Consider the following 24,767-nt stretch of genomic DNA (forward strand, 5'->3'; position numbering starts at 1 on the left):
TGTTTTGAGGGTCCCGGTGAGACGGATCAGGTGAAAGTATGCCGATTCTCAAAATGCACCATATGATCATATAATGCAAAACCGAGCCCTTAACTCCAGATCGCAATCGCCACGAACGACCACATGCGGAAGTGCAGAGACAATGATGACAGGGAAAATCACGATCGAGAATGAGGAATATGACTTCATCGACCTGCCGCAGGCGGCCGGCGATAAGCTCGGACGTCTACCCTATATCCATCGTATCTTGCTGGAGAACGTGCTTCGTACCGCGGGACAAGATGCTGAACAGGCAAACGCGGCAATCCTCGGGTGGATCGATACCGGCACCAGCGACCAGGAGATCCCGTTCCTGCCAAACCGCGTTCTTATGCATGACACGACTTGCGGTCCGGCCCTTGTCGATATCGCCGGCATGCGTTCTGCGCTTGCGGAGGCCGGCGCTGATCCAGCACTGCTCAATCCCGTAGTTCGCATTGACGTCTCCACCGACCACTCAGTGGCGGTAGATTTCTTTGGTGGCGTGGGCGCACTCAAGCGCAACATGGCGCGCGAGTTCGAAAGGAACGCTGAGCGATACCGCTTCATGAAATGGGCGACCAGTACCCTGGCGGACTTTCACGTCCATCCTCCCGGGACGGGTATCATGCACACCCTGAACCTCGAAAAGCTGGCGACGGTGGTGAGCCTTGTTCCCAAAGATGGAAAGCAGTGGATTGCGCCGGACACCCTGATCGGCACCGACAGTCACACCCCCATGATCAACGGTATCGGGGTGCTTGCCTGGGGCGTGGGCGGGCTGGAGGCGGAAAGCGTCTTCTTCGGCATGCCGGTTGCCCTTCGGGTGCCCGACGTCGTCGGCGTGAAACTGTCCGGAAAACTGAAGGATGGCGTGCTGGCGACGGACTTGGCGCTGATAGTGACCCACGTTCTTCGCGGTATCGACCTTCAGGATAAGTACGTCGAATTCTGTGGACCTGGCGTGTCGGCACTCACGGCCGGCGATCGGTCCGTCGTCGCGAATATGACCCCTGAATTCGGTGGCAACAGCGGATATTTCCCGGTCGACACGAACACTCTTGACTATCTGCGCTCCACCGGACGAACGGAGACCCACATACGCCTAGTGGAGGCATATTGCCGTCGCGTCGGCCTCTGGTTCGATCCTGAGGCCACGCCACGCTACACAAGCGTCGTCGAAATCGACCTGTCTCGTGTTGAACCGAGTCTTGCCGGACCCACCCGGCCGCAGGATCGATTGCCCGTCAGCCAGACAAGGGCTGCGATCGCGCCGATGAAGAAGAATGGGATGCCGGCTGCTGATGGGGTTGGGCCTGATGACGGTGCGGTTGCCATAGCGGCCATCACAAGCTGCACCAACACGTCCGATCCCAGGCTCGTCCTAGCCGCAGGTCTGCTCGCCCGCAACGCCCGGAAATTCGGGTTGCGCCCGCCGCACTGGGTCAAGACCTCGCTCGCGCCGGGCTCGCCAACGGCCGAGCGCTATCTCCGACGCTCTGGCCTCCTGTCGGACCTCGAAGCCGTGGGTTTCGGGATTGTTGGGTATGGCTGCACGACCTGCATCGGCAACTCCGGACCGCTGACGGAGCCGATTTCCAAAGCGATGACCGAACGTCGCATTCTTCCCGTCGCAGTCCTCTCCGGCAACAGGAATTTCCCCGGACGGGTCCATCCGCAGCTCGAGGCGGGCTTCCTCGCGTCGCCACCGATGGTGGTTGCATTCGCATTGGCAGGAACTGTTGCCCTCGACATCATGACTGACGTCATCGGCTACTCGCAGACTGGGGAAGCCGTCACTCTGTCGATGCTGTGGCCGAAGAGTTCTGAAATTGACGAAGCCCTTGCCTTGGCAACGGACGCGGGTGACTTCAAGCCCGCATACGAAGAGGCCGAAGCCAGTCTTGTCTGGCAGGAACTCAACGCCCCCCGGACGACGATCTTCCCATGGGATGATCGATCCACCTACATCCGTCGGCCGCCTTTCGCAGGTGTCGGCACGGGAAGCCTTCTTGGAAACTATACAGCGCGCCCTCTGCTCGTTCTGGGCGACGACATCACGACCGACCACATATCACCTGCCGGAGCCGTACCTGCGGCGAGCGAGACGGGGCGGTATCTCATCGGGATGGGCGACGACCCGAAGGACCTGAACGTCTACGCGTCTCGCCGCGGCAATTGGGAGGCTATGGTTCGCGGCCTGTTCACGAACCGAACGGTCGACAACATGCTGGCAAACGGAATTCCTCCCGGATCGACCATGCATTGGCCGTCGCAAGAGGTGCTTCCGCTTTGGAGTGCGGCACAAAAATATGCAGCAGAAGATCAGTCTGTCGTGATCGTTGCCGGAGAGAGATACGGCATGGGGTCGTCGCGCGACTGGGCAGCGAAAGGTGTCTCACTCCTGGGCGTCCGGGCAGTGCTGGCTTTGAGCTTCGAGCGTATCCATCGCTCCAATCTGATCGGCATGGGAATTCTGCCGATGAGATTGCCACCTGAATATGGTCCTACAGCACTGGACCTGGAGGCAGGCGATATCCTTGAAATTGAAGCGAGCGAATCGCTCATTGCACCTCGCTGTCCTGTAAACGTATCCATTCGACGGACCGACGGAACCATCAATGAATTTGTGGCAACAGCGGCGATCGAGACGATAGCCGAAGTCGAGAACCTGAGGGCGGGGGGAATACTACCGCGCATATTGCAGGGCCTGACGTCAGCACAATGAGCCAGGGCGCACAAAACCGACATTTTCGATTGTCGGCTTCGGCGGCTTTGCGCCTTCCATTCGGTCGTTCGCACCACCCGATGAAGTTCCTGAAAGCCGTCGGTCTGTTATTCGCGCGGTTAAGGCCGGAAAGCGCCAATGTGCGTCATGGTCGGAGTGGGGCGCTCCGGTTCCTGGCTGCAAGCCTCGTAATGACACGTCCCTGCCGAAATCGCATCGACTCGAATCCAACCAGGGAGTAACTTTCCAAGTTCATCAAGGCCGATGTCTTACCAAGACTGCTGAATTTCCGTGAAGACTGGTTCTAACCGCGGAGCTTGGCCATGAACTCCATTGCCACTCGGAGATTGATACTGTCCGTCGCCGTTCTGGTCCTCACCGCCAGTCCGACTTTCGCCCAACAGACCACTGGCACGCCGGGTTCACCCAGTGCCACGACGACAATAGACGGTAAGTATCTTCCGCCTCCGCCCCAGCCGTTTGGCGGAACGATCACTTTGGATTCCAAAGATTCGAAACCGTATTGGCCCGCACAAGTGGTGCCGCCCAAGGGGGTGCCCAACGTGCTCCTGATCATGACGGACGATCAGGGCTATGGAGTTTCGGGTACCTTCGGCGGCGTCATCCCTACTCCTGCAATGGATCGCATCGCGCAAGCCGGACTGCGTTACACGCAGTTCCACTCAACGGCTCTTTGTTCACCTTCGCGAGCAGCGCTGATCACCGGTCGCAATCATCACTCGGTCGGCTTCGGCGTGATCACCGAAATGTCAACCGGATATCCAGGGTACGACTCCGTCATCGGGCCGGAGAGCGCCACCATTGGCACGATCCTGAGGGAGAACGGCTACGCGACGGCGTGGATCGGCAAGAACCACAACACTCCCAGCTATCAACTGAGTTCGGCAGGTCCTTTTGACCAATGGCCAAGCGGGATGGGATTCGATCACTTCTATGGCTTTATGGGCGGCGAAACTGACCAGTGGACGCCGTTTCTCTTCCGCGACCAGACACAAATCTTTCCGTGGGTAGGACACCCCGGTTACAACCTGATCACCGATATGGCGGACGATGCGATCAACTACATGAGGGGGTTGCACAATGCCGCGCCAGACAAGCCGTTCTTCATCTATTACGTGCCCGGCGGTTCGCACGCTCCGCACCAGCCCACGCCAGAGTGGATCAAGAAGATCAGCGCCATGCACTTGTTCGATCAAGGCTGGGAAAAGCTGCGCGAGACAATCTTCGCCAACCAGAAGCGGCTAGGTGTAATTCCGGCGAATACCCAACTCACACCGTGGCCGGACGGCCAGCCCGAATACGGCGGAGCGAAGCTTCAGAAATGGGACACGCTCAGCCCCGACGAGAAGAAGCTTTTCATTCGTCAGGCGGACGTTTTTGCAGCCTACACTGCCTACACCGACCATGAAATCGGCAGGGTCATTCAGGAAGTCGAAAACGAGGGCAAGCTCGACAACACACTCATCATCTATATCAGCGGCGACAACGGCAACAGCGCCGAAGGCTCGATCCTTGGCACCCCGAACGAAATGGCCGCGATCCAAGGTGTCGACATTCCAGTCGCAGAGCAGTTGAAGTTCTATGACGTTTGGGGTTCGGACCAGACCACGCCGCATATGGCGGTGGGCTGGACCTGGGCCTTTGATACACCATTCAAATGGACCAAGCAGGTCGCGTCGCACTTCGGCGGTACCCGTCAAGGCATGGCCATTTCATGGCCCGGCCATATCAACGACGTCGGCGGCATCCGCACGCAGTTTCATCACATGATCGACATCGTGCCGACGATCCTGGAAGCCACCGGCATTCAGGCACCGGTGATGGTCAACGGCGTTGCTCAGAAGCCGATCGAAGGCGTCAGTTTGGCCTATACCTTTGACAAGGCCAACGCGAACGCTCCATCGAGCCGCAGCACGCAATATTTCGAGATGGTCGGCAACCGTGCGATCTACCACGACGGTTGGCTCGCAGCCACTACACCGCCTTCGCCGCCCTGGGATTTGGGCCTCGGCAAGTTTCCCAATGTCGTCAACGGTTACACCTGGGAGCTTTACAATCTGGCCGAGGATTATTCGCAGAACAACGACCTCGCCGCCAAGATGCCGGACAGGCTGCGCGACATGAAGGAACTCTTTATGGTCGAGGCGGCGAAATACAACGTGTTCCCGCTGGATAACAGCTTTACCGCTCGTGCAGCCACGTCGCGACCGAGCGCAACCGCGGGTCGGACCGTCTTCACCTACTCAGGTGAATCGTCCGGTCTTCCTTACAGCAGCGCCCCCGATATTGCCGGCAAGTCTTACTCCATCACCGCCGAGGTCGAAATTCCGCAGGGCGATGCAGAGGGCATGATCAATACACTCGGGGGCCGCGGCGGTGGCCACGGTCTCTACTTGCTCAAGGGCAAGCCAGTCTTTGTGTACAACTTCTTTGACGTGGAGCGCTTCCGATGGGAAGCACCAGCGGCGCTTGCGCCGGGCAAGCACACCGTCATGTTTGACTTCAAGTACGACGGTCCTGGTTTCGGCAAAGGCGGCACCGGCATCCTGTCAGTGGATGGCAAGGAAGTCGCCAGTAGGACGATCCCGCACACCATTCCGTTCGTCGAGACGATCTACGAGACCTTCGATGTCGGTGCGGACACCCGGACGGGCGTGGACGACAACGACTACCAGCCGCCATTCCGCTTCACCGGCAACATCGATAAGCTGACGGTCAAGCTCGTCCTGTTGAATGCTGCGGAGGAAAAGCTCCTCCAGCAAAAGGCGCAGGAGACCAAAAACAAAGCACAATAGATCGCTCCGAGCGGTGGGTGACCGCTTGTGGTCCATCGCGCGTCATTTACTGCACCGAAGAGTCTGACCGCTATCGCGCGTGCAGGTTCTGGCAATTCGTAGTGACCGCTGTGGGCCACCAGCGGTCGTCGTCTCTCGTCTGCTTTGCGCCCGCATTTCCGTCATTCGGAAAGCGTCGGCGAATTTCCAAAAGCTGCCGGTCCGCTCGGTGCCCGTCCATGCCCGCAGTGCGCCAGTAGCGGACATCGGACTTGTAAATATGTGGACGTTGATCATCATCAGGTGCACATTGCCGAAAGGACGACGCCATAAATTGGCTTCGCATCAGCCGATGCCTTCAGTTCGGTCGCGACGAGAGCGTCGAGCTGGCTGAAATCCTTCCAATCCGTGATCTGCGGCTGGTAAAGAGTGATCGTTGCACCTGTGTCGGTATCAAAGACCCGTGGCCAGGCTGGCGCGTTGGCATCCGACTGGTTGAGATATTTGCCAGCGACGAAACCGTTTGTTCCTGAGTGGCTTACTGCGCACCAGGCGGCTGTGGTGTCGCACTCCTTGATATCAACTTCCTCGCCCTGAGGAATGACGCGCATTGCATCAAATCCAGTGCCTGGGCCTACCCTGAAGTTAACATTAGCGGTGAGGATTGCGGGATCTGCGAAGGCCGATGACGAAAAGAAAGAAGCAATCGTTACATAGGCGAGGATTTTTCGCATGATTACTTTCCTACGGGCGGTTCAATCACATCTCAACAGCGCCGTCCTGAATAGTTGTGCGCCGTGCAATGGAATGCGTCAATGATTGGATTACCTTCGTTTCCACATCCAGACAGGCCCGGTTCCAGAGTAGTTGCTGCGTACCCAGTTGGGGCGGAAGTGCCAACGAAGACCATTAACCCACGACTAGCAATACGATGGCAGGTACGGCGAACCCTTCTGTCTGGCGAGTGCCCATGGCAATAGCGACTACCGGGTTATGCCGTAAGGCTGTGGTGATACATGCGTCGGTGGGTGGTTGCTACCAGGCGATCATGCTTAGACTATGCAGAATGACCTGCAGCCCCAGAGCAGCTTGGGTAACGCCGAGCACCACAGCCAGGACCTGTAGTGAAGTTCCGATCCATCGAAGGATGGTCTCAGCAAAAATCATTGCTACCCAGTCCAACGCCAAGATCAGTAGTACGATGGACGTTACGGTGAGCCCTTCTGTCTGGCGATCGCCCGCCAAGGTAGCGAAGACGATGACAGCGGCTATGCCATAGGGTGTCACGATCGTTGGAAATGCCAGGGGTGTGAGCGCCAGTCTTAGATCCGCTGGATCTGCTTCCGTTGATCGGACCGGGAGATCAGCGGTCGGCTGCAGGACGGTTCGCAGGGCCACCATGAACAAGATGATCCCGCCGGTCATCGCCAGCACCGGCAACGAGATTTCTAAATTTTCGAGCATGGCGCGTCCGAGAAAACCGGCGATTGCCAACGCTGCCGCCGAGAACAGGATCGCCCTGGTGGCAATTCGTCGCCGCAATATAGGCTCGTAGCTGCCTGCAAGAACCTTGAAGGGTACCAGTATCTTGATCGGGCCAAGCATCAGGAAGAGCATAAGAAATATTTTGCGTGCACCGAACTCCACTTCTGGCATATTCGCTCCGAGCGGCGATTGCGCAAAGGATTGTAAGGGAATACCTGCGACCCAAACAACAATCAGAGCGGACACCAATCTCCGCCGACCGGCGTAACGCCAGCACCGATCTGCGTCGGCACCTTTCAGCCGCTGACAAGTCATAGTCGACCAGTCTCCAACCACGAAAGAACCTGTGCTCGTTGCTGGAAATCGAACGACCGAATCTCAGGGTGCACGAAATAGCGGGCGGCGGCGGGAATGATCCTAAGAAGCCTATTGCTGATAACAATTGCGATCCGCTCGATCAGTCGATGGTGATTAGAGGCAAATTTCAGATGAGCAGCCAAGGCCTCGAAGCCTTTCCATCCGGGGAAGGTCTCAATAGTGATCATAAGGCCGTTGAGCTTTCCGTGTGAGCGTACGGCAAGGCCAAGCTCGGTCGCGATCCTCTCCAAGTCGGTCCGTTCGAGACACGCGTGCTCAATGACAGTCACAGGCATCTCCCTTTTGTCCTAACTGCCAGCCGCTGTGCCTGAAAACGATTTAGAATGCCAAACGGGGATGTGAGCCCTCTTACTGCGACCTCCACTTCCGTGCGACTGAAGTCTGCCCAAGCATCCAATCAGATCCGGAGCATCGAAAGTAACCTCCCTAGATTCGCAAAACACGGCGCAAACCACGCGGCACGAAACAACGCGGCGGGCGTCGAAAAATTCATTCTAAAACTGCCAGATAATCGGCAATGGGGCGCTCCTGCCGTGGTCATATTTGGGAGCCAAGCTACGCAAAGCGGGAAATTGCCACGGCAAAATTGCGAGTGATATTCTACCTCGCAGCCTCCGAGCTTTCAACGCGTCCTGGAACTGCAGGCAGTTGGTCAGCATCGGCCTCCCTTTGCTAGGTCCGAGGGCTATACTGGCTGTGAGGTACGAAGGAGGGGGGCGAGCATGAGCCAGCAGCAAATTCCCCTAAGACTGACCGCAGCCAGATTTGTCCGAGCGGTCGAGATCTTCATGACATCGGAGGTGGGCGGAAGGGCCAGGTTTCTTCTTTTCGCTCTCGTCGCTCTCTTCGGAGGCATCAGCGTGTTGAACGTCGTCAACAGCTTCGTCGGCCGTCATTTCATGACCGCCATCGCCGAAAAGCAGACGGCCGAATTCATTCGCCAAGCGATACTGTATACCGGTGCGTTTGCAGCATCGACCATCGTCTCGGTAATTGCCAGGTTTGCCGAAGAGCGGCTCGCCCTGCTCTGGCGGGAATTCCTCACGCGTCGCGCGATCGGCCTTTATATGGGTGGGGGAACATTTTACCGGGTCGCGGTTCGAGGCAAGCTCTCGCATCCTGACCAACGGATCGCCGAGGATATTAGTTCATTCACGATCACCACCCTGTCTTTCGTGCTGATGCTTCTCAACAGCATCCTGACAATCCTGACGTTTTCTGGCGTCCTCTGGATCATCAGCCCGATGTTGTTCTTGGCGGCTGTGGTTTACGCTGCCTTTGGATCTTACATGACGATCGTGCTGGGCCGCCCTCTGATCAGCCTGAACTATGATCAACTCGACAGTGAGGCTGCATTTCGGTCCAGCTTGATCCGCGTGCGCGAGAACGCAGAACCGATCATGCTCGCGGGAGGAGAGGAACGACACGCGAATTTCCTGCTGCGGCGTTTCGATGAACTTGCCGCGAACTTCAAACGCATAATTGTCGTCAACCGTAACGTCGGATACTTCACTACCGCCTACAATTGGATGATCCAGATCATTCCGGTCGTCATCATTGCTCCGGCATTTATCCGTGGAGACATGGAATTCGGCGTTATTACGCAATCGGCCGCCGCGTTCGCGATGCTTGTTGGCGCGTTCTCATTCGTTGTCAGGCAATTCAAGTCGATTTCCAATTTCGCGACCGTTGTGGCGCGCATCAGCTCTCTGCTTGAAGCGATCGAAGAAGCGCGTGAGCCAGCGCAAACAGAGCTTGACGTCGTCGAGGCCAATGGAAACCTTGCCTATGATCGCCTCACCCTCAGGTCCCTCTCCGGCGGTATGCTGCTGAAGGAACTTTCGATGGCCATCCCGGCTGACACTCGTGTCATCGTAGTGGGAGACGACGATGCTGTGGCCACGGCATTGTTTCGCACCACGGCTGGCACTGGCACTTCGGGAGAGGGACGCATCACTCGCCCTGTACGCGATCAATTGCGCATTGTGGCTCAACGCACCTGCCTGCCTCCTGGAACCCTGCGGCAAATTTTGGTGCCAACGACCCAATCGGGTGAAGTTTCGGATCACCAGATCCTTGCTTTGCTCAAAAGGCTCGGATTGGCACCCACTCTGAAAGCTGAAGATCTCGACAAGGAGCAAGATTGGTCAACGCTTCTGTCGCCGCGCGAACAACAGATTGTGGCAATTGCCGGGGTGCTCATCGCGGCTCCGCCCTATGTGCTTCTAGAAAACGCCGATGTTATCTTCGGACATGAACTTCTGCGCGATATCCTCGGACAGTTCGCCGAGCGAAAGATCGCGTGCATCAATTTCGCCGAAGCGGACGCTCCGCGAACTGCGTACGATGTCTTGATCGAGTGTCATGCTGACGGAAGCTGGAAGTGGATCGACCAACGAACACGCGCATGATGGCAACGCTGACGCTTTGAAGAGCTGTTGTCGAACCGCTTCGGCAGGTTTAATTTGGCACTTTGCTAATGACGGTATCGAGGCCATTACCGGAGTTAGATGTTATGCGCGCCAGAGATGTGATGACGACGAAGGTCATCCGAGTTTCACCTGACAACAGCGTCAGACAGGCGGCCAAGCTCATGCTCGACAACCATGTCAGCGGCCTGCCGGTCGTTGATGACGAAGGGCACCTGTTGGGGGTTCTCAGCGAGGGTGACCTGATCCGACGGACGGAACTTTGCAGCACAATGGTTGCGTCGCCAGCAGAGCTGGACCTTCCACCTGATGAACGGGCAAAAGCCTTTGTGAGGCGGTGTTCGTGGAAAGTCGGCGACGCCATGACGACGGATCCTGTCACCGTTGATGAGGACGCCTCGGTCGTCCGCGTTTCAAGGCTTATGCAGGAGCACGGCATCAAGCGTGTTCCAGTGATCCGGAACGAGGAACTGATCGGCATCGTCAGTCGCGCAGATCTGCTGCAGGCAATTCTGGCAGCCGAGCAGGACGAGACACTGACGGACGATCAAGCAATTGAACGAAGCATCTTTACGCGCCTCGGTGAAAATACCGGTCTTGAGGGCTTGGACGTCACGGCAGCGGTTACCGATGGGATTGTGCATCTGTGGGGTTGCGTAGAGTCTACCGATCTCCGCCACGCCGCACGCATCCTGGCCGAGAACGTCCGCGGTGTCAGAGGCGTCGTCGAGCATTTCCCAGATCCGTATCCGGAATAATTACCTGCAGACTGTCCGTGGAGCGGGTCCGCGTTGTCAGGCCGAGGGAGGAGGATAGCAATGGCACAGACGATGAAAGCCGCCGTCGTTCGACAGTTCCGTATGCCGCTCGCCATCGAGGAAATAGCGGTTCCTGCTCCGAGGCCGGACCAGATCCTCGTCAAATATGAGGCGACCGGCGTGTGCCACACCGACCTCCACGCGGCAAATGGTGATTGGCCCGTGAAACCGCGTCCACCTTTCGTGCCCGGACATGAAGGTGTCGGATATGTCTCGGCCGTCGGCGCGGGCGTCAAACGAGTGAAGGAGGGCGACAGGGTGGGTGTGCCCTGGCTCCACAGTGCGTGCGGCTACTGCCCCTATTGCCGGACAGGCTGGGAAACCTTGTGCGCATCGCAATCCAACACCGGGTATTCAGTCAATGGCACGTTCGCCGAGTATGGTCTGGCCGATCCGGACTTCGTTGGCCGTCTTCCCGATGACCTGGAGTTTGGACCCGCAGCTCCCGTTCTTTGCGCAGGCGTTACCGTTTACAAGGGCCTAAAAGAAACCGAAGTCCGCCCCGGCGAATGGGTCGCGATCTCGGGCGTCGGCGGTCTGGGGCATATGGCCGTTCAGTACGCGAAGGCGATGGGCATGAACGTCGTCGCCGCCGATATCTTCGATGAGAAGCTGGCTCTGGCAAAGCAATTGGGAGCCGATGTCACAGTCAACGGCAAAGCGGACGATGCCGTCGCGCAGGTACATAAAGCGACGAACGGCGGCGTTCATGGGGTGCTCGTAACCGCCGTTTCTCCGGCGGCAATGGAACAGGCGTTCGGCTTCCTGCGATCACGAGGGACCATGGCGCTTGTCGGCCTTCCTCCTGGAATGATTTCCCTGCCTGTGTTCGAAACAGTCCTGAAACGCATAACGGTGCGTGGATCGATCGTCGGTACCCGCCAGGACCTGGAGGAATCGCTGCAGTTTGCTGCGGAAGGCAAGGTCACGCCTCATTTCTCCTGGGAAAGCCTCGAAAGCATCAACGACATCTTCCGTCGCATGGAAGCGGGGCAGATCGACGGTCGCATCGTGATGAGACTGCAGTAGCTTTGCGGGCTGGCAAGACGATGTGAAGGGTGCGGACCAGCGAGGACTACCCAAGGGCCCTGTCCGCATCGATTGAGGGATCTAATGATGGTCCGATCAATTGACAAAATCGCGGGAAGCGATGTCGTTCCTAGTCTGGGCGCATCTCCCGAAATCGCATTGCTTTCGAATGGGCGCTACAGCGTCCTAATCACAGAGGCTGGTTCGGGATACGGGTCCTGGCGCGGTCTCGACGTGACACGTTGGAGGGAGGATGCCACGCGGGATTGCTGGGGGCAGTTCTGCTACGTCCGTGACCTGGAGAGCAACGCGGTCTGGTCTATTGGTCGGCAGCCAATCAGTTGGGCGGACGCCGCCTACGAGCGAAGCTTCCACGACGATCGCGCCGAGTTTCGCTGCTTGGTCGGTGATATCGACATCTCGTGGATCGTTTTCGTGGCAACGGACTGCGATGCAGAGATCCGTCTCATTCGTCTGTCAAACGGCGGAACGACGACCAGGGAACTTGAGTTTACGAGCTACTCGGAAGTCTGCCTGAATGGCCGACGCGCCGACAGTGCGCATCCGGCGTTCGCCAAGCTCTTCATCGAGACTTGGTTTGATCCTGCCTCCACGGCACTGTTTGCAAGACGACGCCCGCGAAGTGCAGCCGAAAAGCCCATCTGGGCCGTACATGTCTCCGCGTCCAGCGACAACGGCGGTCACCCCGTCGAGTACGACACGGACCGCTACAGATTCCTTGGTCGGGGGCGTACCCCCTCAAACCCGCGCGCGCTCGAACCTGAAACACATCTGTCAGCGACGACGGGCCCCGTGCTCGATCCGATTTTCAGTCTGCGCAGAACGGTTTCATTGAAGCCGAAGGCCGCGGAGTGGATCGCGTTCGTGACAGGCGCGGCCGACACCGAAGACGAGGTTCAAGCTGTTGCAAAGCGATTTGCAGACGTCGCGGCAGTTGACCAGGCTCTTTCAGATGCCATGGCAGCTTATGCGAACGAACGAGCTTTGACAAAGATATCAGCGAGCAATGTGGCGATCTTCAATCACCTCGCAGGACAGCTAGCATTTGCACAACCTGGGGCCCCAAACACCCGTATTGCCGGCGAGAGGCGGCTGAGCAGGGACGCTATTTGGTCGGCGGGGATTTCCGGAGACCTCCCCATTTTGCTCCTGCACATCGACAAGACGGACAAAACGTCTGTGGTCGAGGAGGTCATCGATGCCCATGAGTTCATTTCCAACCGCGGTCTTCCCTTTGATCTTGTTCTGCTCGACGAGCATGGCGCAAGCGACGGCAGCGCGGTGGAGGCAGGCCGGCAGGACGAAAAGCTTGGCAAACCTGGAGGCATTCACGTCCTCTCAAAGGCCGCTCTTTCGACCAGCTCGATCGATGCGATTTCTACCGCCGCCCGTGTCGTCCTGTCCTGTAGCGGCGGATCGCTTGCCGATCAGATTGAGCCCAAACCTGCTGCCCCGCATCGAGCAGTGACGCCTGCCCAAAGACCCTTTCCGAAAGCGGACCAGCAACCGCTCGAGCGATCCGACTTGCTGTTTTGGAATGGTCGCGGAGGCTTCTCCGGGGATGGACGTGAATATGCGATGTCCATGGACTGCGGAGCCGAAACACCGACACCGTGGTGCAATGTCATCGCAAACCACGAATTCGGTTGTCTGACGAGCGAAAGCGGGCTTGGCTACACTTGGGCCGGCAACAGCCAGCTCAACAGGCTATCGCCCTGGTCGAACGATCCGGTTTCCAATTCACCAGGCGAAGTTATCTACTTGCGCGACGAGCGAACCGGCGAGCTTTGGACGCCGACACCTTTGCCGCTCGGTCGACATCTGACGGGCAAGGTAACCCATGGGCAGGGGTACACCCGTTACGAGGCCGCTGGCGGGGGGCTGCATCATGAGATGACGGTCCACGTTCCCATCTCGGAGCCGGTCAAAATCTTGCGCCTTGCGATCCGCAACGATGGAACAGAAGCACGCACCATTGCCGCCACCTATTTCGTTGAATGGGTTCTCGGCACTCTACGCGAGGAGGCATCCGGGCGCGTCGTGTGTGAACGCGATGTCGAGAGCGGGGCAATCATCGCGCGGAACGCCTGGGAAGGCGACTTCGTCGGAAAGCTCGCGTTCGTGGCGTCCAGTGCTCCAACGCGATCGATCACCTGTGATCGGAGGGAGTTCCTTGGCAGAAACGGCTCCACCGCTCAGCCTATGGGTCTCCGCGCCTCCGATTTTAGCGGGAGCGTCGACACGCACGGTGACCCCTGCGCTGCGCTTATGGTCGAAACTACAGTTCCTCCTCGCCAAACCGTCGAGTTGGTGTTCGTGCTCGGCCAAACCGGAAGTCTCGACGAGGTTCGCAGGCTCACCCGCGAATATGCTGAGCCATCTAGCGCGCAACGCTCTCTCGCGGTCGCGTCCGCCCATTGGGACCGCCTGCTGAGTGCGATCACGGTTCGAACGCCCGATACTGCCTTTGACGTGATGATGAACCGATGGTTGCTCTATCAGGTATTGGCTTGCCGCGTCTGGGCGCGGACTGGGTTCTATCAGTCTGGCGGCGCATATGGCTTCCGCGACCAGCTCCAGGACGTGGCAGCCCTGGTACATTCCGCCCCCGAGGAGGCACGCAGCCACATCCTTCGCGCGGCTGCGCGCCAGTTCACGGAAGGAGACGTCCAGCATTGGTGGCATCCTCCGTCTGGCATCGGCGTGCGGACCCGCATGACAGACGATCTCTATTTTCTGCCGTACATCGTCCATCACTACGTATCGGTTACAGGAGACGACGGCCTTCTAAGCGTGAGGGTTCCGTTCGTCACATCGCCAGTGCTGAACGACGATCAGGAGGAGAGCTTTGGCGCTCCCCAGGTCAGCGAGGAGAGTGGAACCGTCTATGATCACTGCTGTCGCGCGCTGGAGCGCGGTTTCCAGCTTGGAAGTCATGGGCTTCCCCTCATGGGAACCGGCGATTGGAACGACGGCATGAACAGGGTCGGCGCGGAGGGGAAGGGCGAGAGCGTCTGGAACGGATGGTTTTTCCTCACCGTGCTCAACTCCTTCGCGACGATCGCTTCGGCAACAGGCGATGAACGTCGGGCTGCATGGTGTCGCGACCGCGCCGAAGCCTTGCGGAATTCGCTGGAGACGCATGCCTGGGATGGATCATGGTATCGCCGCGCCTATTTCGACGATGGCACGCCGCTTGGCTCCTCGATGAACGATGAATGCCAGATCGATGCCATTCCCCAAGCCTGGGCAATCATCTCCGGCGTTGCAGATGCCGAGCGTTCACACAGGGCAATGCAGGCTGTGTGGGACCGCCTCGTTCGTCCTGATGACAAGCTTATCCGGTTGTTCAATCCCCCCTTCGACAAGGGCGCGCTAGAGCCGGGGTACATCAAGGGTTACGTTCCGGGAATTCGGGAGAATGGCGGCCAGTACACCCATGCTGCTGCCTGGGTCGTGCTGGCGACGGCGTTGCTCGGTGACGGAGATCGGGCGTTTCAACTCTGGAGCATGCTCAATCCCGTCAACCACGCCCGGACCGCACACGACACTGAGCGCTACATGGTCGAACCTTATGTCGTCAGCGCGGACGTTTATGGCGCGCCCCCGCATACGGGCCGTGGAGGTTGGACGTGGTACACAGGATCGGCTGGCTGGCTTTACCGGGTGGGGCTGGAAACCATCCTCGGGATACATCGCCGAGGCCATCAACTGAGCATCGAGCCGTGTATCCCGACGGACTGGCCAGGGTATGAAGTCGACTATCGATATGGAGCGGCCACCTATCGCGTCACAGTGAAGAGAGGCCCTCAATCCGGACAGCGTTCGTTGAGTGTGGACGGCATACGACTGGCAGACGAGAAGGTTGCGCTCATGGACGATGGATGCAGCCATGAAGTGCAACTGGTGGTCTGCTAGCCATGGAGCTCTTGCTGTCGACCGATCTGAACGAGATGCCGACAGAGCAGGATCTCGGTCGACTGCAGTTTACGACGCTCCTATATTATCTGCATTGCACCCATCCGGACAACGGACTGGTCCGTGACAAGACGCAATTCGATGCGCCTTCCAGCATCGCCGCCATCGGCATGGCTCTTGCGACGATCCCGGTGCTGGTGGAGCGCGGAATCATCATCCGCAAGTTCGCGTCGAAGATTGCTCGTCGACGGCTGACGTTTCTTCTGGAGTGTCCTCAGGGGCCGGAACCTGACGCCTCCGGCTACAAGGGCTTCTTCTATCACTTCCTCGACATCGAAACGGGCCGACGGGTTTGGCAGTGCGAACTTTCGACGATCGACTCGGCATTTCTCTTTGCGGGGGCACTGACGGTTGCCGCCTATTTCGATGAAGACAACGCGGACGAAGTCGATGTTCGCAACTTGGCGAATGCACTATACGAGCGGGCGGACTGGAACTGGGCCTGCGACCACGGACTGACGCTGACCCATGGCTGGCGGCCGGAAAACGGTTTCATTCCCTACCGTTGGCGCGGCTATGACGAAGGCATGCTCCTCTATATTCTCGGCCTTGGCTCCCCCACCCATCCTTTGCCGGTTGAGTCTTTTGCGGCATACACCGACAGCTACGATTGGAGGAACATCTACGGTCGGGAGTTGCTCTACTCGGGGCCGCTGTTCACGCACCAGCTTTCGCACATGTGGATCGACTTCCGCGGCATTCGCGACGAATTCATGCGCGAACACAACAGCGACTATTTTCAGAACAGCCGGCACGCAACCTTTGTTCAACAGGAATACGCCATCCGCAATCCGATGAATTTTGCCGGCTATGGCGAGCACTGCTGGGGGTTCACGGCCAGCGACGGGCCTGGTTGGATCAAGCGAACCATCGACGGTGTCGAGAGAAATTTCTTCGACTACATGGCCCGCGGCGCACCATATGGACCGGACGATGGAACGGTTTCACCATGGGTGGTCGTTGCCTCGCTGCCCTTCGCACCCGAGATCGTAATCCCCACGATCTGGAACCTTGCCCGTATGCACCTTGGCATGAGACGGCTTTACGGGTTCAAGCCGTCGTTTAACCGGTCGTTTCCGGTGGAAGGTGATGAAACGGGCTGGTGGGTGAGTCCATATCACTTCGGCGTCGACCAGGGGCCGGTCGTCCTGATGATCGAAAATTACCGAACCGGCCTCTTGTGGAACATCATGCGTCGCTGCGAGCCGCTGGTGGTGGGACTGCGACGTGCCGGGTTCGACGGTGGATGGCTGTAGCCGATGTGACGGACGCAATACCTTAGCACCAGACCCTCCGCAGAAAGGAACTGGTTATGACCAAGGGCGTGCTCTCCAATCAAGCCAACGGACTTTCCAGAAGGGATCTCCTGGTCATGGCCGGAGCTACCACTGCCGGCCTTGCGGTTTACGGCCATATTGCCAGGGCGGCGGTCGGCGGCGGCACCATAGAAATTGAAGAGGTCAAGCAGGGTGAGGACGTCTTTACATATATTGGCAGGGTCAAAGGCGGCTTCGATCAAACGGTTTACCGGCAGGTAATCGGGGCCGCGAACGAGTTCAAGGAGGGGGATCAGGCTATTGGAGTGGGGGCCGAAGATCAGACCACGCGTGCGAATGCTCGCGCCCTCCTGGCGAACACGAAGATCCGAGATCTCTACGAGCACCCACTGTTCGAGGACGACCTGCAACGGTTGATCTGGCAAACCACAGACCAGGCCCAGTACGAAAAGGTCAAAGACTGGACGATGGGCCAGCTGAAGGAATTTCTGCTGGCTGAATCGGAGGAGAATATCAAAGGCATCATGCATGGCCTGACCAGCGACACGATAGGCTTCGTCCCTAAGCTGATGAGCAACGAAGAGTTGGTCTCCGTCAGTCAAAAAATCTTCAATGTCATGCCTGGCACCAAGATGGGATCAAAGGGGTACATGGGTGCGCGGATCCAGCCGAATTCTCCGACCGACAGTCCCGATGACATCGTCTGGCAGGTCTTCGACGCTTTCTCCTATGCCACCGGCGACATCGTCATCGGTACCAACCCTGTGGACAGCACGGTCGAAAGCGTCGTCGCGGTGGAGCGTGCTCTGAAGGACATCGTCGACACGTTCAAACTGCAGGAGATCATTCCGTGGTGCGTCCTTGCGCATATCGATGTCCAAGGCGAGGTGAGCGAAAGCTTTCCGGGAACCGTTTCGACGATGTTCCAGAGCCTTGCCGGGACAGACGACTGCAACAAGATCTTCGACATCACGAACGAGAAGATCCTGAAATATGCGCGGTCGAAGGAGGGGGAAAGATACGGCCTCTATTTTGAAACCGGGCAGGGCTCGGAATTCACCAATGGCGCGGCGAATGGCGTCGACATGATGGTCCTCGAATCGCGGAAGTACGGCTTCAGCAGGGCGGTAGCGATGGAACTTGCGAAGGTGCAGCCCCAAGGCGCGTGGCTGCACGTCAACGACGTCGCCGGGTTCATCGGACCGGAGGTCTTCAAGAGCCGCGAACAACTGGTGCGCTGTTGTCTGGAAGATATGGTGATGGGCAAGCTCCATGGGCTCACCATCGGCCTGGATATCTGCACGACCCTGCACATGACCGTCAGCCTCGACGACCTGGATTGGTGCCAGGACCAGATCATGCCGGCCAACCCTGCCTACCTGATCGCGCTGCCTACCAAGAACGACCCGATGCTGAGCTATCTCACCACCTCGTTCCAGGACCACATCAGGCTGCGGGACAAGTTCGGCTTCAAGGTCAACGACGCGATTTGGGATTTCTACAAAAGGATCGGCATTGTCGGCGAAAACGGCTCCTACACCGCGAACTATGGAGACCCTCTCTGGGTGTACTACCAGTACCGTCGGGCCAAGGGGGATGGACGGTCCAAGGACGAGATCTATGCGGAAGGTCGGCAGAAGATGCGAGAGGTCGAAGAACGAGGCGTCGACCTGGCGACGGGACATGGGGCGAATATCTGGGACCTCAATCCACCGCTCGCCGCCAAGGTGAAGGGCCTCTACGACGACGCCAAGCTGTCTCTGTGGGCGGAGCTCACGCCGGCGTTTATCGCCGCCGTGCCGGATGTTGTGCCTGTCCGGACGCTATCGAAGGACCGCAACGACTATATAGCCCACCCCAACACCGGTGAGATACTCAGCCCGGAAGCTGTCCGGGAGATCGAAAGGATAAGAGAATCCTGGGGCGACGACATGCCCAAGGGCCAGATCGTCATTTCGGACGGCCTGAACGCCAAGGCCATCATGGATGACGGGCATCTAGCACCCTACCTCGAGGAGATGCGCAGGCTGCTTGCCGACGCCGGAGTCACCATGAGCGACAAGAACATCATGGTCACCAGCGGTCGGGTGCGGGCCGGCTACCGGATCGGTGAAGTGCTTTTCGAAAATGCAGATCCCAACAGTTTCCGGGGCATCCTCCACATCATCGGCGAACGGCCAGGCACGATGCATCACGCCTATTCGGTTTACATCACCGTCGCCAAAGGCAAGCGGTGGACCGAGAAAGATATCGACCACGATATCACGAGACTTGTGAGCAACGTCGCCGACACGGCCCTGCCGCCAAAAGAAGCCGCCAGGGAGACGCTGACGATTATCCGGGAGATTGTCGGCAAGAACGTCAACGGCAGCCGTCGTTACGGATAGCGGAATCGCTCGGGAAGCGACCCCACGTCAAACAAAAGCTTGTCCGCTTTGGGCCAATCCAGACTCGGCACCGACGCCTCGGATGTCTGCCTTTCGTAATGACCGCTTAGCAGCGGACAGTCCGCTCCCGGCCCCTGAATTCTTGAGCTCACGCATTTTCCTCAAGGCCAATGATGGCCGAAGGAGAACTCAAATGGGTATTGCACAATACGATCCTACCGCACTGGGCCGACCGGCCTGGAACGCTGGCCGAAAGGTCGGCGTCAAAAAGCCCCTGAAGCAGCGCCAGATTTGGGAGATCCGCTTCTTCCGAGAGGCGCATGGGAGATCGCGCGCTGTTTGATCTCGCGATCGACCGTAAGCTCCGAGGCTGCGAGTCGCGGGATCACCCACCGAACCTTTTGACCATCACACCGTGACGGAGGCCGCGGTCACTGACCGTGAGCGCGTTCTGTCCCAGTTTTTCCATCACCGTCCTGACGATGCACGCACCGGCCAGGATCACCTCTGCGCGTTTTGGCTGCAGACCGACGATCGCGCGGCGCTCCGCCGCGTCGCGGACGCGGTAGATTTCGATCTGGCGGTCGATCTCTGCCCGGTCGAGCACGGTACCCTGGACGACGTCCGGGTCGTACGTTTCGAGTTCGTGCTTGACCGCTGCGATGTTTGTGACAGCACCGCCCATGGCCACCAGCGCGTCCGGCCGTGAACGTCCATCTATCCGGAACAGGTCCGCCGCGATCGCCGCAAGCGCCTCGCGCAGCACGTCGGGGGTGACCACGCCAGCTAAACCGAACCGCTCGGTGAAGCGCGCGGCACCGACGTTGACGCTGAACTGCTCGGCCACGCGCGCGCCCTGGCCAAATGTGAACTGCGTGCTGCCACCCCCGGTGTCGAAAACTGCCAGCTCGCTGTCCGGCATGTTCAGCCCCGCCTTCGCGGCAAGATAGGCCAGACGCCCCTCCTCCTCGCCCGAAATCACTTGGACGGAAATCCCCGTGCGGGCCTGGATGGCATCGAGGACCACCGCACTGTTGCGCGCAATCCGGAGACCAGCCGTGCCGACCGCGACGATGGCCCGTACTCCATTGCGCCTTGCCTCGTCACTCATGTCCGTTATCGCATTCATGGTTCGCTCGGCTGCTTCCGGCATGATCTCCCCGTTCTTGTCGAGTCCTTCTCCCAGGCGGGTAACCTCTGCGCGATCGACGATCTTGCGCCACGCTCCGGCCCCGTCACGCTCGCCGATATGCAGCTTCACCGAGTTCGTACCCACGTCGATCACAGCGTAGCGCTCCGGCGCGGCGTCGAGGAGCCTCTTCAGGCCGGCCTCATAGTTCATGTTGAAGTATCCGCTAAGACCGACCGAGGCGACTGCCGTGACGACGGCGCTGGCATCCTCGCCCTCGATCGCGATCGTGCGCGTGGATTTGTCTTCCGCCTGGACGTCGGTAAGCTCCGAGGTGCAGCCGTTGACCTTGTAGCGGACCCGGCGTTTGCGGACCGTGACAGGGCGTAGGGCTCCGCTCGGCAGCGCGACTTCGTTGATAAACTGATCGAGGGTGTAGGCGTCGCGGGTAAATCGGGGCGCGCTCAGGCCAAGTGCCTCAAACACCTTTGCCGCATCGGCAGCCGGCAGGGGAAACGGGCCCTTCATGACCGGTTCCCAGCGTTCCAGGCCATCAGCGTTCACCTTCCGGAGAACCTTGATGTCCATCAGGTCGTCGCGCACCTTTACGTTCGCACCGGATCCACCAAGAAGGTATAACTCCTCACTTTCTTGCACCGCGCCCGGCGTCATTTCCGCGAAGCGCGTCTCAGCAGTTCCAAAGTTGTTTCCAAACGTTCGCCACTCCCAGCGCGGAATGATTGTGGCCATGGCGTCCGTCCTTCCAGCTTCAGGGCCGCCTCACGCGGCCGGTCAGGTTACACGCCAGCCTGCGCCGCGAAATACTCCAGGGCAGTGCGGGTCTTGGTCTGCTGTGCACCCTCCGGGTCGAGCCCCAGTTCCCTCAGATGCGCATCGAAGTCCTTCCGCGCCTGGTCTGCCCGGTCCGGCGGTGCCTTGATTGAAACCTCCACCAAGTCCTCGCCGTTGGGGAGCCTCCACTCTTCAAGGGTCAGTTCATAAGGGAAGGTCTCGTGCTTGGGCTTCCAGCGCAGCACGCGGATAGGCCCAAGGACGTGCAGGTCGGTAAACTTCACCGAATCTTTGCAAAACTCACTCAGGAAGCGCTCCTGGTCGCCGGAGAACAGCTTGCCGATCGGGCGTTTTCCTTTTGCAACTTCGTCAATTTCGTCGCGCTTCTGCGGGGCCGTAAGAGACGCCGAACAGACGACACGGTCGCCGACCCAATCCGCCTCCAGCTTGAAGTCGTTTAATCGCTTCCAATCGTCCGGAACGGATGCGGCGTCGACTGGGCGGAACTTGATTGTGGAGTCGTCAGCGTCACCCTTCACGAGCCTGGCGCGCAGGACGACGCCTGCCTTGAACAGTTTGAGGTCGGATGTGTCGTAGAAATAAACGAGCCGTACATCCGCCGTGTCCTCATTGACTTCCATTGCGCGCTCCGCGCGAAGTTCCTGATCGGGACGGATAGTAACCTTGATCTCGACGGCATTCATTGCGGAGATCGCTGTCGTGCTCATTCGCTCGCTCCTTCCCCAACTGCAGGGCGCTGAATGCACAATCGAACCACATCGAGAGGTATGCGCCTAAAATACCACCCAAGACAGTGACGCTCAAGCTGGCCCCGATCGACGCAGAGCGTGGGGCGCGGTTGGCCACGATCTTCGTCCCTATCAAATGCCCTCTGCGCTTTTACCCCCGACCGGAAGGGCAATTTCCTCGAGGGATACCGCTCCGTCGCTAACCTCGCCTTCTGCGTGCGCCTGTTCGACATCGGCCAGTCGCTCCTCGAGCTGTTCGACCTTGGCTGCCAGTTTCTCTGGTGGCATTGCCTCCGGCCACTTTCGGATTCGGCCTCGCCAAGTCTTCGCGTGCTGCCCCACCGGTGTCACTCCGCCATACGGTGAAACGGCCTAAACGATCTAAGGCTTTACCGGCGGGACGGAGCCGGACGCATTCGAGTCGTTGTCTTCGTCAGAGGGTAGCTGGCCGTTTGGCGTGAGATCATCGACTGCGGTAGGAAGGTCGCGGCTCAAACGGCTTAGTATTTCTTCGGGCGACAACCCTGTTCTCGCCGATAGGTCGTCGAGGAGCTCGGGGCCAAGCACCTGGGAGAGCTCGTGGTTGTCTACCGGTTTGTTCTCGCCGGACCGAACCCATGAGTTAGCCGTTTCGCTATGACCTTTCTCTTCAAATTGTCGGAGCAACTCGCCAAGGCTGCCGGCCAGACCGCCTCCTGAGGTAGCAGCGCCACCAAACAGGCCGCCAAGGCCTCCCAGGCTACCCGTGCCCGTTTGGCCGCCCCCCGCCAGCCCACCGAGGAGATCGCCCAATCCGCCCCCAGTTTGCGGTTGGCCGTCAGGTCCTGGCTGTGACGCGGTTGTGAGACCCTTCAGCAGTTCGCCGATTTTTTCTCGATTCTGGTATCCCGCGACAGCCAGTACCCCCAAAAGGGCCTTCAGTGCATTGCTTACCATTGTGCCTCTCCCTTGCCGGTTAAAGTTGGGTCGTCCATGACGATCTTTTAGGTACCCGTACTGAACTGCATTGCTCCGCAACATCTCGAGACCTTGCATCGAGGCGCACGGTCAGCCGGTGCTGTGACCGTGACCTAGATTGCTGGGTCGCCGGTCGTCATGAAAAATTGCGCGCTTTGAATGGTCTTCATTGATCGGCATGGTCAAAGCTCCGATCTTCCGCCATCGACAACGATTTCTGAGCCGAGCATATAGCTAGAGGCGTCGCTCGCGAGGAACAGGTCGGCAGACGCAATTTCTTTGGGCCTACGTCCCAACGCCACCTGGCTGCCAACACGGTGCGCGTGGGCGCGGAACTCTTCGTCGGAGCCTGGGGAGGTGCATCAAAGCGGATTTGCAGGGGGCAAAACAAATAAAGTGAAAGCGAAGATCGCATAAAGTGCCAGAGCCATTACACCTGTATACCAAGTTCCATGACCACCATTGGTCAGAAGGGCCGCGGCCATCGTGGCAACCACCATCATTGTGACTGCGCCACGCCAGAACTGAAGTGTCATGGGTTCTGGACCGATGAAATAGCTGGCGAGCACCAACACCGGTGCGACGAAGAGGGCTATCTGAACTGCACTTCCCAATGCAACCCCGACGCTGAGATCCAGACGATCTGCGCGAGCGGCCGAAAAAGCGGTCGTCATTTCTGCGGCCGCGCCCACCAAGGCGACGACGATGAAACCTACGAAAGCAGGCGTCATCCCAAGATGCTCGGCGGCGACCTGGACCGAGCCGACGAAGATTTCGCTAACCAGCGCGACCAGCAGCGTGACGACCCCCAACACGATGAGGCTCGGCGTAAGCGGCCACAACCGTTCATCCTCTTCGGCGTGGCTGACGCTGACGAAAAGCTCCCGGTGTGTCCGCAGCGAAAACAACATGCCCAGCGCGTAGACGACGATGAGAAGGACTGCCAATCCGAGGCTCAGCTTCTGGGAGACCTCAACAGCAGGTGGCTGGTCCACTTCACTGATCAGCGATGGAACCAAGACGGCGATAGTCGCAAGAAACAGCAGACAGGCCTGGAAGCGGGCATTGACCCTGTTGAACTCCTGAATGTGATACTTGAGCCCTCCGAAGAGGAATGCGCCACCCAGCATAAAGAGGGTGTTGGTGACGATCGCACCGGCAATCGACGCCTTGACCAAAAGGTATTGCCCGGCCTGCAGGGCCGCGAGCGCGATCACGAGTTCGGTCAGGTTGCCGAGAGTGGCATTGAGCAGACCGCCGACGGCGTCTCCAGTTCTGGCGGCAACTGCTTCAGTGGCGCGGCTCAGGAGTGCGGCCAGGGGAATTATCGCCACGACCGACATGAGGAAGAGCAGCGTATGCGCACCGGGCGAGATTCGTTCCAGCAGGATTACGACCGGCACGAAAACGATAAGCGTAAGAACAGGTGCCTGACGAATTTCGAGCGCGATAGCACCTCCCGCGGATAACGGTGCCACCGAAGGCGTTTCCTGAAGATTTCCCATGCCCTGGCTCCGAGAACGGAGTGAACCAAGACTGAAGCTACCAGTTTTTTTCATTGCTGTCGCGACATCGCCCATAGCGTGTCTTTCGCGCTCAAGAATCGGAATGATAGCTGCTCAGCCAAGCGGCCGCTTTGGGCCATATCCCAGACCCTGGCGAGAAGAAACTTGATGTCCGCTTTCTGTGTTTGGTTCCTGGCAGGCGCGGATCGTGCCGATGCCGTCGACGATTTCGCTGACCCTGCCGGCCAGTTCGCGCGCGGTCAGTTGCCGTTCCCGTCCCAGCACCAGCAGC

Annotated in this window: 16 protein-coding genes and 2 pseudogenes; 9 read left to right on the forward strand and 9 right to left on the reverse strand. The window is 58.8% G+C overall.

Going from position 1 to position 24,767, the window contains the following annotated elements; translation table 11 throughout:
- Positions 1–145: 145 nt before the first annotated feature.
- The gene (acnA, locus tag J2Y48_RS15595; RefSeq protein WP_310419777.1) at positions 146–2,746 is read left to right on the forward strand and encodes an aconitate hydratase AcnA; all 2,601 of its coding nucleotides are present in this window, start codon (positions 146–148) and stop codon (positions 2,744–2,746) included.
- Positions 2,747–3,069: 323 nt separating this feature from the next.
- Positions 3,070–5,562 carry an arylsulfatase gene (locus J2Y48_RS15600; protein ID WP_310419779.1) on the forward strand — a complete coding sequence of 831 codons (2,493 nt, stop codon included), beginning with the start codon at positions 3,070–3,072 and terminating at the stop codon, positions 5,560–5,562.
- Positions 5,563–5,840: 278 nt separating this feature from the next.
- On the opposite strand, the gene J2Y48_RS15605 is transcribed toward J2Y48_RS15600, so the two are convergent.
- The 3 genes from J2Y48_RS15605 to J2Y48_RS15615 form a co-directional block, all read right to left on the reverse strand.
- The gene (locus tag J2Y48_RS15605; protein WP_310419781.1) at positions 5,841–6,275 is read right to left on the reverse strand and encodes an SH3 domain-containing protein; all 435 of its coding nucleotides are present in this window, start codon (positions 6,273–6,275) and stop codon (positions 5,841–5,843) included.
- Positions 6,276–6,576: 301 nt separating this feature from the next.
- Positions 6,577–7,272: a MarC family protein gene (locus J2Y48_RS15610; RefSeq protein ID WP_310419783.1), complete on the reverse strand. Its 696-nt coding sequence runs from the start codon at positions 7,270–7,272 to the stop codon at positions 6,577–6,579.
- 65 nt (positions 7,273–7,337) lie between these two features.
- Positions 7,338–7,673 (reverse strand): STAS/SEC14 domain-containing protein, encoded by a 336-nt coding sequence (locus J2Y48_RS15615; RefSeq protein WP_310419785.1) that lies wholly within the window; start codon positions 7,671–7,673, stop codon positions 7,338–7,340.
- 453 nt (positions 7,674–8,126) lie between these two features.
- On the opposite strand from J2Y48_RS15615, the gene J2Y48_RS15620 reads away from it, so the two are divergent.
- The 7 genes and pseudogenes from J2Y48_RS15620 to J2Y48_RS15650 form a co-directional block, all read left to right on the forward strand.
- Positions 8,127–9,815 (forward strand): SbmA/BacA-like family transporter, encoded by a 1,689-nt coding sequence (locus J2Y48_RS15620; RefSeq protein ID WP_310419787.1) that lies wholly within the window; start codon positions 8,127–8,129, stop codon positions 9,813–9,815.
- Positions 9,816–9,919: 104 nt separating this feature from the next.
- On the forward strand, positions 9,920–10,591 hold the full coding sequence (locus J2Y48_RS15625) for a CBS domain-containing protein (RefSeq protein WP_310419788.1): 672 nt from the start codon (positions 9,920–9,922) through the stop codon (positions 10,589–10,591).
- Between the two features lie 60 nt (positions 10,592–10,651).
- Positions 10,652–11,680 carry an alcohol dehydrogenase AdhP gene (gene adhP, locus J2Y48_RS15630; RefSeq protein WP_310419790.1) on the forward strand — a complete coding sequence of 343 codons (1,029 nt, stop codon included), beginning with the start codon at positions 10,652–10,654 and terminating at the stop codon, positions 11,678–11,680.
- A gap of 87 nt (positions 11,681–11,767) precedes the next feature.
- On the forward strand, positions 11,768–15,619 hold the full coding sequence (locus J2Y48_RS15635) for a GH36-type glycosyl hydrolase domain-containing protein (RefSeq protein ID WP_310419792.1): 3,852 nt from the start codon (positions 11,768–11,770) through the stop codon (positions 15,617–15,619).
- Positions 15,620–15,621: 2 nt separating this feature from the next.
- Positions 15,622–16,935: a glucoamylase family protein gene (locus tag J2Y48_RS15640; RefSeq protein ID WP_310419794.1), complete on the forward strand. Its 1,314-nt coding sequence runs from the start codon at positions 15,622–15,624 to the stop codon at positions 16,933–16,935.
- A 56-nt stretch (positions 16,936–16,991) separates the two neighbouring features.
- On the forward strand, positions 16,992–19,343 hold the full coding sequence (locus tag J2Y48_RS15645; RefSeq protein ID WP_310419796.1) for an ethanolamine ammonia-lyase: 2,352 nt from the start codon (positions 16,992–16,994) through the stop codon (positions 19,341–19,343).
- A 193-nt stretch (positions 19,344–19,536) separates the two neighbouring features.
- Positions 19,537–19,720: pseudogene (locus J2Y48_RS15650) on the forward strand (integrase); the annotation flags it as partial.
- Between the two features lie 8 nt (positions 19,721–19,728).
- On the opposite strand, the gene J2Y48_RS15655 reads toward J2Y48_RS15650, so the two are convergent.
- The 6 genes and pseudogenes from J2Y48_RS15655 to cax form a co-directional block, all read right to left on the reverse strand.
- Positions 19,729–21,144, reverse strand: a complete 1,416-nt coding sequence (locus J2Y48_RS15655) for a hypothetical protein (protein ID WP_310419798.1) — start codon at positions 21,142–21,144, stop codon at positions 19,729–19,731.
- A gap of 125 nt (positions 21,145–21,269) precedes the next feature.
- On the reverse strand, positions 21,270–21,968 hold the full coding sequence (locus J2Y48_RS15660) for a hypothetical protein (RefSeq protein ID WP_310419800.1): 699 nt from the start codon (positions 21,966–21,968) through the stop codon (positions 21,270–21,272).
- 177 nt (positions 21,969–22,145) lie between these two features.
- Positions 22,146–22,301, reverse strand: coding sequence for a hypothetical protein (locus J2Y48_RS15665; protein ID WP_310419802.1), 156 nt, complete (start codon positions 22,299–22,301; stop codon positions 22,146–22,148).
- Positions 22,302–22,394: 93 nt separating this feature from the next.
- Entirely contained in the window at positions 22,395–22,949 is a 555-nt protein-coding gene (locus tag J2Y48_RS15670; RefSeq protein WP_310419804.1) for a YidB family protein, read from the reverse strand.
- 203 nt (positions 22,950–23,152) lie between these two features.
- Positions 23,153–23,296 (reverse strand): annotated as a pseudogene (locus J2Y48_RS15675) (SDR family oxidoreductase); the annotation flags it as partial.
- 36 nt (positions 23,297–23,332) lie between these two features.
- Entirely contained in the window at positions 23,333–24,475 is a 1,143-nt protein-coding gene (gene cax / locus J2Y48_RS15680) for a calcium/proton exchanger (protein ID WP_310419806.1), read from the reverse strand.
- Positions 24,476–24,767: the final 292 nt, after the last annotated feature.

The sequence above is a fragment of the Mycoplana sp. BE70 genome (genome assembly GCF_031455855.1).
In the GTDB taxonomy this organism is placed as follows: Bacteria; Pseudomonadota; Alphaproteobacteria; order Rhizobiales; family Rhizobiaceae; genus Mycoplana.

Coding starts and splice junctions, on each gene's coding strand:
- acnA (WP_310419777.1), top strand. CDS start 146: ATGACAGGGAAAATCACGATCGAGAATGAGGAATATGACTTCATCGAC.
- J2Y48_RS15600 (WP_310419779.1), top strand. CDS start 3,070: ATGAACTCCATTGCCACTCGGAGATTGATACTGTCCGTCGCCGTTCTG.
- J2Y48_RS15605 (WP_310419781.1), bottom strand. CDS start 6,275: ATGCGAAAAATCCTCGCCTATGTAACGATTGCTTCTTTCTTTTCGTCA.
- J2Y48_RS15620 (WP_310419787.1), top strand. CDS start 8,127: ATGAGCCAGCAGCAAATTCCCCTAAGACTGACCGCAGCCAGATTTGTC.
- J2Y48_RS15625 (WP_310419788.1), top strand. CDS start 9,920: ATGCGCGCCAGAGATGTGATGACGACGAAGGTCATCCGAGTTTCACCT.
- adhP (WP_310419790.1), top strand. CDS start 10,652: ATGGCACAGACGATGAAAGCCGCCGTCGTTCGACAGTTCCGTATGCCG.
- J2Y48_RS15635 (WP_310419792.1), top strand. CDS start 11,768: ATGGTCCGATCAATTGACAAAATCGCGGGAAGCGATGTCGTTCCTAGT.
- J2Y48_RS15640 (WP_310419794.1), top strand. CDS start 15,622: ATGGAGCTCTTGCTGTCGACCGATCTGAACGAGATGCCGACAGAGCAG.
- J2Y48_RS15645 (WP_310419796.1), top strand. CDS start 16,992: ATGACCAAGGGCGTGCTCTCCAATCAAGCCAACGGACTTTCCAGAAGG.
- J2Y48_RS15655 (WP_310419798.1), bottom strand. CDS start 21,144: ATGACGCCGGGCGCGGTGCAAGAAAGTGAGGAGTTATACCTTCTTGGT.
- J2Y48_RS15660 (WP_310419800.1), bottom strand. CDS start 21,968: ATGAATGCCGTCGAGATCAAGGTTACTATCCGTCCCGATCAGGAACTT.
- J2Y48_RS15665 (WP_310419802.1), bottom strand. CDS start 22,301: ATGCCACCAGAGAAACTGGCAGCCAAGGTCGAACAGCTCGAGGAGCGA.
- J2Y48_RS15670 (WP_310419804.1), bottom strand. CDS start 22,949: ATGGTAAGCAATGCACTGAAGGCCCTTTTGGGGGTACTGGCTGTCGCG.
- cax (WP_310419806.1), bottom strand. CDS start 24,475: ATGGGAAATCTTCAGGAAACGCCTTCGGTGGCACCGTTATCCGCGGGA.